The sequence below is a fragment of the Coriobacteriia bacterium genome (assembly GCA_003149935.1).
In the GTDB taxonomy this organism is placed as follows: domain Bacteria; phylum Actinomycetota; class Coriobacteriia; order Coriobacteriales; family QAMH01; genus QAMH01.
The window spans coordinates 260,849-275,380 of sequence record QAMH01000004.1; the positions used below are offsets into that span (position 1 = coordinate 260,849).

General features: G+C 59.2%; 15 protein-coding genes. 11 read left to right on the forward strand and 4 right to left on the reverse strand.

Features of this window, described 5'->3' with window-relative positions; genetic code table 11:
• Positions 1-73: 73 nt before the first annotated feature.
• Positions 74-976: a hypothetical protein gene (locus DBY20_01545; protein PWL79933.1), complete on the reverse strand. Its 903-nt coding sequence runs from the start codon at positions 974-976 to the stop codon at positions 74-76.
• 322 nt (positions 977-1,298) lie between these two features.
• Here DBY20_01545 and DBY20_01550 point away from each other — a divergent pair, with 322 nt between their 5' ends.
• The 4 genes from DBY20_01550 (at position 1,299) to DBY20_01565 (ending at position 3,280) form a co-directional block, all read left to right on the forward strand.
• On the forward strand, positions 1,299-1,640 hold the full coding sequence (locus DBY20_01550; GenBank protein ID PWL79934.1) for a hypothetical protein: 342 nt from the start codon (positions 1,299-1,301) through the stop codon (positions 1,638-1,640).
• Between the two features lie 96 nt (positions 1,641-1,736).
• A complete protein-coding gene (locus tag DBY20_01555; protein PWL79935.1) occupies positions 1,737-2,252 on the forward strand; it encodes a hypothetical protein in 516 nt (171 codons plus the stop codon).
• A gap of 323 nt (positions 2,253-2,575) precedes the next feature.
• Entirely contained in the window at positions 2,576-2,830 is a 255-nt protein-coding gene (locus tag DBY20_01560) for a DUF4160 domain-containing protein (protein ID PWL79936.1), read from the forward strand.
• Positions 2,831-2,845: 15 nt separating this feature from the next.
• Positions 2,846-3,280: a DUF2442 domain-containing protein gene (locus tag DBY20_01565; protein PWL79937.1), complete on the forward strand. Its 435-nt coding sequence runs from the start codon at positions 2,846-2,848 to the stop codon at positions 3,278-3,280.
• A gap of 30 nt (positions 3,281-3,310) precedes the next feature.
• On the opposite strand, the gene DBY20_01570 is transcribed toward DBY20_01565, so the two are convergent.
• Entirely contained in the window at positions 3,311-4,513 is a 1,203-nt protein-coding gene (locus tag DBY20_01570) for a hypothetical protein (GenBank protein PWL79938.1), read from the reverse strand.
• A 39-nt stretch (positions 4,514-4,552) separates the two neighbouring features.
• Between DBY20_01570 and DBY20_01575 the strand changes: the two genes are divergently transcribed.
• Positions 4,553-5,230, forward strand: a complete 678-nt coding sequence (locus DBY20_01575; protein ID PWL79939.1) for a hypothetical protein — start codon at positions 4,553-4,555, stop codon at positions 5,228-5,230.
• A 49-nt stretch (positions 5,231-5,279) separates the two neighbouring features.
• On the opposite strand, the gene DBY20_01580 is transcribed toward DBY20_01575, so the two are convergent.
• Together DBY20_01580 and DBY20_01585 are read right to left on the reverse strand one after the other, a co-directional pair.
• On the reverse strand, positions 5,280-6,170 hold the full coding sequence (locus DBY20_01580) for a multidrug DMT transporter permease (GenBank protein ID PWL79940.1): 891 nt from the start codon (positions 6,168-6,170) through the stop codon (positions 5,280-5,282).
• A 46-nt stretch (positions 6,171-6,216) separates the two neighbouring features.
• On the reverse strand, positions 6,217-6,696 hold the full coding sequence (locus DBY20_01585; GenBank protein ID PWL79941.1) for a GNAT family N-acetyltransferase: 480 nt from the start codon (positions 6,694-6,696) through the stop codon (positions 6,217-6,219).
• 268 nt (positions 6,697-6,964) lie between these two features.
• Between DBY20_01585 and DBY20_01590 the strand changes: the two genes are divergently transcribed.
• The 6 genes from DBY20_01590 (at position 6,965) to DBY20_01615 (ending at position 14,475) form a co-directional block, all read left to right on the forward strand.
• A complete protein-coding gene (locus DBY20_01590) occupies positions 6,965-7,375 on the forward strand; it encodes a hypothetical protein (protein PWL79942.1) in 411 nt (136 codons plus the stop codon).
• Positions 7,376-7,398: 23 nt separating this feature from the next.
• Positions 7,399-9,423 carry an MFS transporter gene (locus DBY20_01595; GenBank protein PWL80003.1) on the forward strand — a complete coding sequence of 675 codons (2,025 nt, stop codon included), beginning with the start codon at positions 7,399-7,401 and terminating at the stop codon, positions 9,421-9,423.
• Positions 9,424-9,640: 217 nt separating this feature from the next.
• Positions 9,641-12,040, forward strand: coding sequence for a molybdopterin oxidoreductase (locus DBY20_01600; protein PWL79943.1), 2,400 nt, complete (start codon positions 9,641-9,643; stop codon positions 12,038-12,040).
• Between the two features lie 10 nt (positions 12,041-12,050).
• Complete coding sequence (locus tag DBY20_01605) at positions 12,051-12,668, forward strand: 4Fe-4S ferredoxin (protein ID PWL79944.1); 618 nt, start codon at positions 12,051-12,053, stop codon at positions 12,666-12,668.
• Positions 12,669-12,677: 9 nt separating this feature from the next.
• Positions 12,678-13,850, forward strand: coding sequence for an oxidoreductase (locus DBY20_01610; GenBank protein ID PWL79945.1), 1,173 nt, complete (start codon positions 12,678-12,680; stop codon positions 13,848-13,850).
• Positions 13,738-14,475, forward strand: coding sequence for a molecular chaperone TorD (locus DBY20_01615; protein ID PWL79946.1), 738 nt, complete (start codon positions 13,738-13,740; stop codon positions 14,473-14,475). Before DBY20_01610 ends, DBY20_01615 begins: the two co-directional genes overlap by 113 nt.
• Positions 14,476-14,532: the final 57 nt, after the last annotated feature.

The window sequence follows — 14,532 nt, forward strand, 5'->3', positions numbered from 1 at the left end:
GCAGTGATGCAATGCGGGATTACAGTAAACGACCATTCGGAAAAGGCTCTCCCATCATGGCAGCGTTGCCATGCTAGACACGTAGCGGAACCACCTCAGCGTGTCCGTTACTGAGCAATAGCGCCGTTCCGTCCCCGATGGGCCGGTTGCTTGTCGTGCGGGAGAGGGTGTCGCATAGCCAGATGGTCTCGTTGATGTCGTCGATTTTCTCGCATGTGGGAACGGGCGTATGCCCGACGATTTGGTTGATGCCCTGCGCTGTGTCATCGCGTAACTCCGAGAGATCGGCCCACAACGGTCCTGGCACTCCGTAGCCGCCCCGGGCCCAACCCACCATCGAGAGCTTTTCTCGGCAGTGGGAGCTGCCATCGAAGAAGAACTCGTTGATGCGCGTGGCGCACGCCTTTGCATCGTCGCATCCAGGTAGGTTCTCGTCTCTCCATTCCTGCGTGAGCCCGGCATGTGCGAGCAAAAACCCATCGACACATGCTGCGGCTTGCATTTCTATTTCCTGCAGCTTGTCGCGGATTTCGATGAACGCCTCGTGGTGCGTGCCGGAGCAGCCGCGACCAATCAGGTATTCGAAATCGTGGTTTCCCACAAGGCAGGTCACGTTCATGCCGTCAGCTGTCTGTTCCTCTAGCCAGCCGATTTGGAAATCCAGGGCATTGAGTACGTCGTCAGCCGTCGAACCCCACTCGTCAGTGTAATCACCCAAGAGTACGATGCTTCGTGCGCCTCGCTCCTTGGCAACGGCACTGATTCGCGGCAGCATCTCTGCCTGCTTGCAATGCAAGTCACCAACGACAAGCGTGCCGTTTCTCGTTTCAATGTCCTTTTTCTTCAAATCGATTACTTCGCTTCTTCGACCATATCGTGGCAGCACAATGCGAGGTGGCTGCCTCTTCCAGCGCAGAGGTGCTTTGGAGGCCGTTTTTGGGACGACGACCTCAACTGTTGCTAGAGGTGCTTGCATTGCGATCACCCGCTTCTTGTCCGACCCTCAATACCTGCGCAAATCATGTCGCGAATTTCTTGCTCATTTGGTGACACCTGCATGCTTCCAATGAATAAGTTGCTGTAGGTACCGTACTGCAGCTGGCTCTATACAAAAACAGTCGCAATAGTCCGAATTCGAAATTCCCAACATGAGATTGCCGGGAATCTCATGTCCCTATTGCCCTGTACAATGCTTTTGTGGTGTAGTCGCCCGTCTATGAGGGAAGGTGTCGCCAAGCATGACAGGAAACCGTCAATCAGCGTCGCTGCGGTGTTTTCGCACGAAGCGTGAAGATGCCATGGAAGAAAGCGTCCGTGATGCGATCGCCTCTTTGCTGGCAGAAGGTACGACACCTTCGTTCTACAAGGTTGCAGATCGTGCGCAGATTGCACGAAGCTCGCTGTATAGGAAGCAAAATCTCAGGCAGCTGGTCGAAGACGCGCGCGAGGGACGTGGAATCGGAGGCAATTCCGCGCATAGCTATGACCGGCTTGTACAAGAGAACGAGAGCCTCAGACGTGAGGTCCGTGCGTTGCGTCGTGAGGTGAAGGCGATAAGCGGTGCCGAAATTGTTGTGATAGGAGAGAAACGGTCATCTGTCATCGAGTATTGCATCATCGACTTTCCCCAGGCGGCATAGACAAGTCTATCGTCGCAAAATCGGACTATTGCGACTATTGAGATGTGGGTTTTCCTCTTGGTATTGTCTAGCCCCCTGATTGATTAGATCGAAAGGGTGCGACGTATGGAATTCACATCTGCCAGCGCAAACAAGTATCTTCGCAAACTGCAAGACGAGAAAAGCCGTCTGCTTCATACGGAGCAAGAGGTGTGCACGTATGAGCTTTCGGAAGGGGAGGAGACAGAGCCGCCGTCTTATGACTACGAGGCGACTCGGGCGAAAATCGACGAGATTGACAATCGAGCGCGAGTCGTTCGCAACGCCTTGCACGGTTTTAACATGCGGACGGTTCTTCCTGCTAGCGGCATAACCATAGACGAGGCATTGATTCTTCTGGCGCAATTATCTGCGAAGAAAGATCGTCTAAGCTCTCTGGCATCTCGGCAGCCAAAGGAACGTATACGAGAGCGCTTCTTCGGGAGCAGCTCAGGTTCAGTCGAATATCGCTATGCAAACTACGACGTTGCCAGAGTCGAGGCTGATTACTGCGCTGTGGCAGATCGCATCGCCGAATTGCAGCTCGAGCTTGATTTGGTGAACCAGACCGAGGCATTTGCCGTTAGCTTTTAGTTCTTTCCCGGGCTCGTCGCGCTCTCATTTTGGTGAAACCAGAGGCGTTCATGTTGAGTGTTGGTGTTGCTGAGTAGTTTGTTGTGTGCAGTGCAATGGCGTTTGATCGTTTGCACCCGGCAAGAAGTCCGATACTTCCTCCACTATCGCTACGGGCCAAAAGCTTCAGATGTCTTCGGTTAGAAAGCATCTGCGATGCCGAAGCACGGTCATAGGCATCACTTCTGTATTTTGTGCAAAACATCATTCGCTAAATGAGGACAATTATCCAACCATCTGATATCACGGTATCGTGATATACTGCCAGGAGGTGAAGCACAGTCATGCCGACGCTTGCGAGGTTTTACGGAATCGCCATCAAGATGTACTTTCTCCAGTCGGAGCATAATCCTCCTCATGTCCATGCAATATACGGGGAGGATGCCGGAGCCTTTGATATTGGGACTGGAACGCTGATTGACGGAGGGTTGCCTGCAAGAGCATCCGATTTGGTCAGAGAGTGGATTGCGATACACAGAAGTGAATTGCTTGAGATGTGGGAAACGCAAGAGTTCAGGAAGCTCGATCCGTTGGTATAGGGGAGGAGGCGTACGATGTTCCGTAAGGTGAAGGAGGTATATCCGCTTCCCGGTATGCGGCTCAGTGTGATCTTCGCCAACGGAGCTACCAAGGTCTATGACGTCGTGCCGCTACTCAGCAGGTTCGATGCGTTCAAGGTACTGCAAGACCCCAACGTTTTCGGTAGCGTCGAGGTCGATGTCGGTGGGTACGGCATCGTATGGAACGATGATATTGACCTGTCTTGTGACGAGTTATGGGAGAACGGCATAGTGGAGGAGACGCCGTTCGACGGCCTCATATCGTTTGCAGATGCCACCGAGCTCTGGGGCCTGAGCGAATCGACGCTTCGCAAGGCCATCTCCTACGGCAAGCTTGTCTCGGGCGTAGACGCGAGGAAGTACGGGAAGCAATGGATTGTTACCGAGGCCGCCATGCGGCGCGAATACGGCGAGCCTGTTTCTGCGTGATCCCCGCCTTTCCACCATGCCTTGCTCGCGTCAGTCGATACCGAATTCCTCCGCGTACCTGACCACGCCCGATATTGCCGGGGCGTCTTCGCAAAGCCTGCATGCCATGAAGTTCTCGCTCGGAACGTCGAAGCACGGAAGAATCCCCAGCGTCTCGGCCGGTACGTAGCCGACGCGTGGGTAGTATTCGTCGCTGCCCAGCACGATCGAGTAATCGTATCCAAGGTCTCGGGCAATCCTATGTCCTTCGCTGATCAGGGCGGTGCCGATGCCGCGTCTTTGCCACGCCGGAGCCACGGAGAGCGGGGCAAGCGCGAGCGCGACATGGTCGCCCACGTGCAGCTCGGTGAACATGGTGTGTCCGACGATCTCGCCGTCAACTTCGCATACCAGCGACAGCTCGGGAACATACGCGTCGCTTTGCCGCAGCGCATCTACCAGGTCATGCTCGTTTCCATCGCTGTGCTCGGCGGTCGCGAAGGCATTCCTGACCACCTCGCGCACCGCATCGTGGTCGCCTTGCCGCTCTACCCGTATCACCATGACAATCGCATCGTGCCTCGATTTGGTGTTGCCTGTCTCGTTCATGACGCTCCTGTCCTGCAGCTCTCTCCTCGTTCGCGCCGAGCGGATGATAGGCGCGCAGATTTCCTCGATATCACGCACATACGACCCTGCTTCCGCGCTCGCCTCGCTTTTCGCCCAGCGCTTCATCGTGTTGAAGATCCCGCCGGCCAAGAACGCCTGCATGTTCCGTTCGCGGGAGTCGAATCCGTTGAGCACGCCCATGGAGTTCAGGAGGTTTTCGAACCTGTGCAGGATTCTCGAATCGAGGTTTGCGCGAAACAGGCAGGAGAGGAAGGGACGGTTTCTTTCCAGGAGTCGCCCGAGCGAATCGAAGATGTTCTCCAGGGCTGCGCCTTCGAGCTCACGTGTGAACATCTCGCCGAGCAACTGATCCAAATGTCCCAGGTAGACGTCCTCCTTGCTCTTGTAATGACGATAGAACGTCTGCCTGGATATGTAGGCGCTCTTGCATAGCTCGACGATGGAGATGTCATCGAAGGGACGTGCCGATTGCAGTTCCATCAAGGCGTCGAGCGCACGTTGGTCTATGTCCGACAAATCCGCTGGCAGTCTTCCCATGGCATCTCCAAAGTGACAAATCCTCGTATCTGTAGCGCATCGAGCGGCAGGGACGCTCTCATCGCATGATCCCCAGTATACTCTCATCAAAGTTACATGTGTAACTTTATATGAAAGGAGAGGGATATGGCATTCATTGCGATAAGCGGCGTGTTCTGGACCATCGTCTACATCTTGATCATCAGGCGGGATTTCGCCGACAAGACCTTCGGCATGCCGCTTGCGGCGTTGGCGATAAACATCGCTTGGGAGATTCGCTTCTCGATGGTGTTCTACTCGCCGGACATCATGTTGTTACCTCAGGTTATCAACACGGTATGGGCAATCTTCGATGTCGTCATCGTCTTTACCGTGTTCAAGTACGGAGCACCGGCGTTCTCCCAGGACTACAAGGCAAAACCCGGCAAGGCGAGTTTCTATGCGATGTTCGCGACCATGCTGGCATTCTGCTTCGTCTTCATCTTCGTGGGAACGGACTTCCTGGTTACCATTCCCGCGTTCGATGGAAGCGTCTGGGAGGCGGCGAAGCTCATCGCGTACGCGCAGAACCTCCTCATGAGCGCCCTGTTCATAGCGATGATCTGGCAGCGCAATAGCACGAAGGGACAGTCTTTCTGGATCGCCTTCTGCAAGTGGTTCGGCACGTTCATCGTCATGTTCAACTACCTGCCCGCGCACCCTCTGCCGGAGTTCGCCATGATGTGGCTCATCTTCGCCGCAATCGAGGTATGCGACATCTGGTACATGGTGCTCGTGTGGCGCAAGGCGAAAGCGGAGGGAAAGAATCCCCTGAAGGTCATCTAGCCGCACATTCGAACGACGCCCCGCGTTCCCCACGAAGGCGGGGCGTCCCCTATGGCCACGCCGTCATGAGCGCCGTTCCGCAGACGATGAGCGCGAGCCCCACGCCCGCTCGCCACGACAGCCGCTCGTGCAGGAACAGCCAGGCAAATGCGATCGACACGACGATCGAGAGTTTGTCGATCTGCACGACGATGCTCACCTGGCCGGTTTGTATGGCGTAGTAGAAGAACAGCCACGACGCACCGGTCGCGATGCCTGAGGCCACCAGGAACAGCGCCTCGCCGGGCCGCACGTCGCGCACGGCCCGCAGCTTTCCGCGTGCGGCGACGATGCCCCACGCCATCACCAGCACTACGCAGGTGCGAATCGCGGTTGCCAGGTTCGAGTCGACGCCCTCGATGCCGACCTTCGCGAGGATCGAGGTGAGTGCCGCGAACACCGCGGCCCCGATGGCGTACCATAGCCATCCATCTCCGCCTGTGCTGCCGTGCTGCGCTTCGTCGTCGTTCTGCGTCGCTTTCCTCTCGATCATGAGGTAGGTGCCCGCGCCGATCGCGACGATGGAGCCGAGCTTGACCGCGAGGTTGCTCGTTTCGCCGAACAGGACGATCGCGAAGAGCGCGGCCAGGATCGTGCTCGACTTGTCTACGGGCACGACCTTGTTGACGTCACCGAGCGAAAGCGCCTTGAAGTAGCAGATCCACGATGCGCCGGTCGCGAGTCCCGAGGCGATGAGAAACGTCCACGAGAGGGGAGCGATGCGGGTTATCCCGCCTTGCGCGCCGGTGAGAAAGACCACGACCCAGGCAAAGACGAGCACGACCGCGGTTCGAATGCCCGTAGCGATGTCGGAATCGGTCTCTCGCACGCCGCATTTGGCGAGAATCGACGTTACGCCCGCGAAAAGCGCCGCGAGCAGCGCCGCGCTAACCCAGCCCATAGCCTATGCTCCCGATCCCCCTCTGGTCATCGCCATCTCGCCAGCCCTACAGCTCGTGATAGTACGGGCAAATGTCGGCATACGTGCCATCGGGCATCCTAAAGCCGCCCGGTATGGTGCCGAGCTGTACGAAGCCGAGCTTCTCGTAGAGGTGACGTGCGCCGGCGTTGGTCGCAACGACGGCGTTGAACTGCAGCACGCGAAAGCCGTGCGCCTTGCCCTGGGCCAGCGAATCCTCGACGAGCAAGCGGCCCGCGCCCTTGCCGCGTGCGGCCGATCCGACCGCGTAGCTGGCGTTGGCGATGTGCCCGCAGCGCCCGACGTTGTTGGGATGCAGGGTGTAGAGCCCGATGACGTGCCCGTCTTCCTCGGCGACGCCGCAGTACGTCTGCGATGCGAAGAACGCGCTATCGCTCGCAAGATCCAGCTCCTCTTCCTGGGGAAACGCGACCCCGTCTCTCACGACCTCGTTCCAGATGTCCACCATCTCGGCAAGGTCATCCTGCCGGTATTCCCTGATCTCCATCATCTGCTCCTCGTCATGTGCCTACCCGTACGTATGGTCTCCAGGCTGGGTACGCGCAAGCGGCCTTGGCGCTCGCGAACCCCTCCCCGGGACTGCATGCGATATCGCGAAATAACGTGATCATGATAGTACACCGCTCGAGCGGGCCACGTCGGCTCCCATCGCACGGGCATTCAGAGTCTTCCGCACCATATCCACTTGAAGTGCCGCGCCCATTGGACTACCGTTGCAACGGCAACTGTTGTGCCGGCAATCGTGAGGATCCTTCATGTTCATGTCAGATGTCTCCATCATCGTGAGGAAGATGCGCATCGCCGCCGAGCGCGGGCAGTCCTCTTCCGGAGTGGGGTTTCCCGAGCAGCTGGTGCTGATGTACCTGAAAGCGCACGGATCATCCAACCAGGAGAACATCGCGGCGTATCTGGATATAGACAAGGGCGCCATCGCCAAGACCATCGCCAAGCTGGAGAAAAAGGGCCTGGTCGCGCGCGAGGTCAATCCGAATAACAGGCGCGAGAACAAGGTCGTGCTGCAACCTGACGCCGAGGACGTTCTGGTCGGGATGCGCGATTCGTACAGGGACTTCGAGGCGAGGATGTTCGTCGGGCTTTCGATAGACGAGAGAGAGCAACTCGAGCGCCTCGTCGCACTGGTCGCTCGCAACGTATCCGATATCTAGGGGAATCGCACGCGATGGGAATGATGGGTCACGGCCATAAGAATGACCACGGACGCAAGGTGGGCCAGGAGCATGACGGCGCCGCGGCGTTCTCAAAGGAGTCGCGCGGACAGAGCAGGGGGTATGCGCTAATCGCCGTCGTGTACCTGCTGGGCCTGATCATGGGTGCCCTGGACATGAGCATCGTCAATCCGGCGCGTACCGTCATCCAGAACACCATGAGCGTCAACGACGCGCTGGGTGTCTGGGTCATCACCATCTACACGCTCGCGTACGCGGCATCCATCCCGATCATGGGCAAGCTGGCCGATCGCCACGGCCGCAAGAGCGTCTACCTGCTGTGCATTCTCCTGTTTGGCGGCGGGTCGCTGCTGTGCGGTCTGGCGCGTTTTACCAATAGCTTCGAGTTGCTACTCGCCGCGCGCGTCATCCAGGCCATCGGCGGCGGTGGCATCATGCCGGTCGCCACGGCCGAGTTCGGCACCGCCTTTCCCGAAGAAAAGCGCGGCATGGCCCTCGGTATGGTCGGCATGGTGTACGGGGTCTCGAGCATCCTGGGCCCCTCCGTCGGCAGCGGCATCCTCGAGATATTCGGCCAGACCGAGTGGCAGTACGTCTTCTTCATCAACGTACCCATCTGCCTGATCGTCCTGGTCCTGGGTGCCGCGAAGCTCCCGCAAAGCAAGGGGGAGAACGTCAAGCCCATCGACGGTCTGGGCACCTTCTTGCTGACGGGCATGACGCTCAGCATCATGTACGGTCTGAAGAACATCGACTTCTTCAACCTGGCGCAATCCGTCGCCAGCACCGACGTGTGGCCCTTCCTCCTGATCTTCCTGGTGCTGCTCCCACTGTTCGTGCTGCGCGAGAAGAAGGCCGCCGATCCCATACTCAACCCGAGCTACTTCACCAACCGCAACATCGTCATCACGCTTGTCTGCTCCATCATCAGCGGCATCGTCATGATGGGTACCATCTTCTTCCCGCAGTTCTGCGAGAACGCCATGATGATGAAGTCCGGCTCGGGCGGGTACTTCATCGCCATCCTGGGCATCGGCACGGCGATTGGCTCCATGGGTTCCGGTCGCCTGATCGACAAGCACGGCGTCAAGCCCATTTTAGGTGCCGGCTTCGTGGGCGCGGCCGTGGGCTCGCTGTTCATGGCCTTCGTGGCCTGCGAGTACCCCAACTTGCTCACCGTGTGTCTGAGCATGTTTTTGAGCGGTGCCGGCCTGGGCTTCACCATGGGCACGCCGCTCAACTACATGATGCTCAACAACACCGATGACGCGGAGTCCAATTCCGCTCTGGCTACTATGTCGCTGGTCCGCTCCATCGGCACGGCCGTGGCGCCCGCGATTATGGTCGCCTTCATCGTACACGCTAGCGTCGGCATGCAGGACAACCTGATGGATGCGTTGCCCAAGCAGGTTTCCGTCTCGCCGCTGCCCTATGCCGCGCAGATTGACCAGAAGCTCGATGACATGCGTGCCGACGAGGAGACCGCCGAGATGCTTGAGGGCCTCGACATCCCCAGGCTGAGCGATTACCAGACAATCGAGGTGAACATGGATTCCGAGGGCAGCGACTTCGATGTCGAGATCAACGACGAGTTGCTGGAGAAGATGGAGAACTCCGACGTGACCACCATCGTCGGCGTGTGCAAGGAGATGACCTCCGACATCTTCGCCCAGGTCAAGCCAAAGCTGATCTCCCAAGCCGCCGAGGGCATGGAGACCGGTCTCGTCACCATGAACGAGAAGGCCCAGGAGATGCAGCAGGCCTATGATTCCCTGGCCGAGACGATTGCCCAGCTCGAGGAGACGGACGCCGCCATACCCGGTCTGTTCGACGAGGCCGAGGCTAACTATCTGACATCCATCGACGACAACGCCGAACAGATCCAGCAGGTCTACCAGCAGACCCTCAACGGGGGATTCCGCGGCATGGCAATCTTCGTGGCCATCGTGGCCCTGATCGGCTTGCTGGTGCTCGTTCCCTACAAGGACAACAGGCCGGGTCAGAAGAATGAGGTAATCGAGGTCTAGGTTCGCGCATTATCGTTTGACGCCCAATCACGCTGCGTGACACGAGGAGCCCTCGGGGCTCCTCGTGTCTTTTGTTTCCCTAATTTGAGTCGAGATAACAGCAAAACCCAAGGTAGAGAGCATGCACAACAGGGGTTGTTTCCTAGAATCCGGGCATCTTGCTTCATATAATTCATCGTAAGGCAAGATGTATCGAAACTAGGAACAAGGAGGGGTAATGGCTGATTCTTCGATAACTGGCAGGGGATTGAGCCGTCGAGACTTCCTGAAAGTCTCGGGTGTGACGGCAGGGGCCCTGGGCCTTGCCTGCGCTGGTGGCATGACGACGACGAAGGGCTGGTTGTCACAGGCCGAGGCAGCTCCCGAGGAGCACGTGGCACGTACCTATCACCAAAGCCACTGCGGTGGCATGTGCTCGCTTGCCTGCACGGTGCGCGATGGTCGCATGGTGAAGGTCCAGCCCAACGGCGTGGGAAATCCAGATTTCCAGACAATCTGTCTAAAGGGAATCTCGGAAGTCGCCCACATCTACGGAAAGGGGCGCGTACAGACCCCGCTCAAGCGCGTCGGCGAGCGTGGTTCGGGACAGTTCGAGCCCATTAGCTGGGATCAGGCGCTTGACGAGGTCAGTGACCTCATCAAGAAGACCCAGGATGCACACGGCCGCGATTCCGTCATGGTCGTCGCCACCGCCGAGGCCGACTTTGGCTTCCTGGCTCCCATGCTGGGTGCCCAGACCGGTGGCTTTGACGGCATCGACGTCGGCATTGGCAATGGCCTCGATCCCGCGATGGGGTTTGGCTCCGGGTATGCCATGTGCGCTCCCGAGGCACGTGACTGGACGCGTTCCAAGCTCGTCTTGACGGTGGGCTCGAATTACTGCGAGTCCAGTCTGCCCAACTGCTTCACCTTCTTCGATGCAAAGGAGGCCGGCGCCCATATGGTGACGGTCGACCCGCACTATTCCACCACGGCGTCGAAGTCCGACGAGTGGATTCCCATCGAGCCCGGTACTGATGCGGCGCTGTTTCTGGGCATGATCTCCCACATCATCGACAATGACCTGACGGATACCGACTTCATGCGCCGCCATACGAGCATGCCGTTCCTGGTCGATGCCGAGACGGGCATGATCATCCGCGACCATGCCGTGCGCTCCGATGCGGAGGAGCCCGAGACGGGCCAGCAGAATCCCTACTACGTTATCAACCCGGCGACGGGGGCGGCGGTTCCGTACGCGAGCTGCCCGAATCCCTCCCTCTCCGGTTCGGCTGTGGTTCGCGGTCGCAGGGCGGTTACGGTATGGGACCTGCTCTTGCAAACCCAGAAGCCCTACACGGTCAATTGGGCGGCCGAAATTACCGGCATCGATGCCGACCGCATAGAGGCTCTTGCGGAAGAGTACGCAAAGGGACCCTCCTCGCTCGCACTCGGCTGGGGCGGCAACGACAAGATGACCAACGCCGACATCGCCGGCCATGCGGCTGCGGTGCTCGTGGCTGTCACCGGCAACGTGGGCAAGCCCGGAACGGGCGTGGGCGTTTACGTCGGCCAGGAATACAACAGCTATGCGCCAGAGCTTGGTGCATGGGAGATGCCTGCGGACTGGGCGGCCGCCGACTCCGAGGTGAACATCTACGACATGCCCTTCAAGGAGAACAACTGCCATGCGGCCATCTTCTGCGGTGACATCGTCGCGCAGCACATGGCGAACATGAACGAGACGTGCGAGTGGGCAAAGACGCTCGACTTCATCGTGACCATGGACCCGTACTTCACCGAAGGCGCCAAGTGGTCCGATTACATTCTTCCGTGCACCTCGCGCTTCGAGTATGACGAGCCCTATGGAAACGTGAAAACCGGATACAGCCAGATCGTCATCCAGGAAAAGGTCATCGACCCGCTGTTCGAGGCACGCACCGACCTGTGGATCCAGCGCGAGCTCGCAAAGCGCCTGGGTCTCGAGGCTGGCATTCCCGCCAGTTCGGTCGATCGCTGCAATGCGATCCTGTCCACGTCGGAAGAGTCGTGGGTTTCCCAGTTGACGGTCGAGAAGATAGCGGAGGAGGGCGCGGTCTGGCCCGTTCCCGGCCGCGAGGAGATTCGCGAGGTCGTCTCCGACGGCGTGTTCCCCACGCCTTCCGGGCGTATGGAGCTCTACTACGACAACATGGTGCCCTTCGACCAGCAGCTACCCCGCTGGGAGGCGTGCACCGAGATCGCCAACGAGGACTTGCGCAAGACCTTCCCCTTGCAGCTGACCAACACGCGCACGCGTTTCCGCATCCACAACCAGTTCTACGATTCCGATTGGCTGCAGCTCATGTACGAGCCGCTCGTCATGTTGAATCCGACTGACATGGAAAGCCGCGGACTCAAGACGGGCGATGTGGCGCGCGTGTTCAACGACAGGGGCAGCTTCGAGGTCCATGTTGCCTCGAACAACGCCATCCGTCCCGGCTCGGTTCGCATATACGAGGCCGCCACGGCGGACTACACCGTCGAGGGCAATCTTCAGAGCGTGACGAACAACACCATGATCGAGCGTGGCTACGACCTGATGTGCGGTCCGGTCATTCCCTTCTCGGACACGCTCGTCGAAATCGAGAGAGCATAGGAGGTTCGTCATGACAAGATTAGCCATCGCCATCAACCTCAGCCGCTGCGTCGGCTGCCATACGTGCGCGTTGTCGTGCAAGATGCAGAACAACGTTCCCGAGGGCATGCTGTGGAACAGGGTGCTCACCGAGAACTGCGATGTCGTGGACGGTGCCGAGGGAACGTACCCCAACGTCACGAGGACGTTCCTTCCCGTCGCCTGCCAGCATTGCCAGAACGCGGCCTGCCAACGCGTCTGCCCCACGGGCGCGACCTACAAGGACGATAAGGGCCGCGTCGAGATCGATTACGACAAGTGCATCGGCTGCCGCATGTGCATGGCGGCGTGTCCCTATAACGCGCGCAACTTCAACTGGCAGGTCCCCACGCGTGTGACCGGCGCAAATTACGGAGATGCCGAGGTTCCCGTGCGTCCCAAGGGCGTGGCCGAAAAGTGCACGCTCTGCAAGGAGCGCACCGATCGGGGCGAGAAGCCGATGTGCGTCGTCTGCTGCCCGGCCCATGCGCGCATCTACGGTGACCTCGATGATCCGAACAGCGAGATTTCCCAGACCATTCGCGACCGAAAGGCCTGGGTGCTGCTCGAGGAGCAGGGCACACGTCCGTCCGTCCACTACTTCGATTAGGAGCCATCCATGGAACTTCTCAAACGATACAAGCCCTTGACGGTCGTGCTGGCCGCCTTCGTGGCGGTGGGCGTGGGCTGCTGGATCTACCAGCTGATAATGGGCCTCACTGTGACCGGCATGAACAACGGCACTTCCTGGGGTCTCTACATCACTTGCTTCATGTTCTTCGTGGGCCTTTCGGCAGGTGGACTCATCGTCGCCTCCTCGGCTTCGGTCTTCCACATCGTCAAGTTCAAGGCAGTCGCCCTGCCCGCCATCATCTTGTCGACGGTGTGCATATGCGCCGCCGGCATGCTCGTGCTGGTCGACCTTGGCGGTATCCAGCGCGTCTGGCGCATCCTCACCGGGCCGAATCCGACCTCGCCGCTGGTCTGGGATATCTGCGTCATCACGTGCTATCTGATCATCAACATCCTCTACCTGGTGTTCATGACCAAGAAGAACCAGAGGGCGGTCTCCATTGTGTCCCGCTTCGCGCTTCCGTGTGCCATCCTGGTCCATTCGGTGACCGCATGGATTTTCGGCCTCGAGATGGCGAAGGAAGGCTGGTATTCCGCCATCCTCGCCCCCATATTCGTTGCCTCGGCAATGGATTCCGGCCTCGCGCTGCTGCTGCTGGTCTTGGGCGCCCTGAAGAAGATGGGCGTGTACGAGACGTCGCGTGACCTGTTCTCCTCCCTTGCCGGCCTGCTCTGCACGTGCGTGGCCGTGGACGCGTTCTTCATCTTCTGCGAGCTGCTCACCATGATGTATCCGGGTTCCCATGGGGCCGTCGTCATCTTGACGGAGCTCACGCAGGGGGCGACCGCGCCGTTCTTCTGGTTCGAGATAATCTGCGGCCTGGTCATTCCCTTCTGCATCCTGGTGTTCGCCAAGAACCGCCAGAACAAGAGGATGGTCAACATCGCCTGCGTGCTCATCGTCGTCGGCGTCTTCTGCAAGCGCATCTGGCTGCTGTTCACGGCCTTCATCACGCCCAACGTCATGGGCGCCCCGGGCATCATTTCCGGCTCGAGCGTGGCGGCTCATGCGACCGGCACGAGCTCGTTCGCGGTTCTGAGCTCCTATGCACCCACTGCCATCGAGATACTGGTGGTATGTGGTGTCGTCTCGCTGGTGGTATTGGGATTCATGGTTCTCGTCGGCGAGCTCGTCGTCAAGCGCGGGGGCGAGGAGTAGGATCATGGCGCATGCGAACGTCATCTGCGACGAGCTTGCCGAGGCATTCGCGTTCGTCGGCAACTCATTCCTGAAGCCGATGAGCCAGGCATCCGATGCGGGCCTTGACCGCGCGTTCTGGGCCGCGTTTCCCGATTTCGGGGACGAGGGCGTCGCGACGGTGCTGGAGCGTTGCTTCCAGTGGGCCGCCAAAGGCGAGTCCGTCTCGCGCGATGAGCGGGTCAGGGACGTTTCCGTCGAGTACGCGCGTCTCTTCATCGGGCCGCCGGAGCCCGCCGTGGCGCCTTGGGAGACGTTCTACGAACGAGAGGACGTCGTCTCGGGGTTTGGCGAGCCGACCTTCCGCATGCGCGAACGTCTCCGCCAGCTTGGCCTCGTGGTGAGTAACGAGAACAACCAGTACGAGGATCATATCGGAATAGAGCTCCTCTGCTGCAGCGAGTACGTTCGCCGTGCCGTGGAAGATCCGGCTTGCACACGGGAGGCGAGCGCGTTTGCCACAGACGTTCTCGCTCCCTGGGTCGGTCGGTTCGCCATGCAACTGGAGGAGTCCTCCGCGAGCTATTACCGCTTGATGGCCGAGCTGGCGATGTCCCTCATCGCGCTTCTCGCCCCTTCGGAATGAGCACGCTCCCTTCGGGCCTGCGATAGCCATCGCCTTGATGCGGCGCCCGCATTCGTT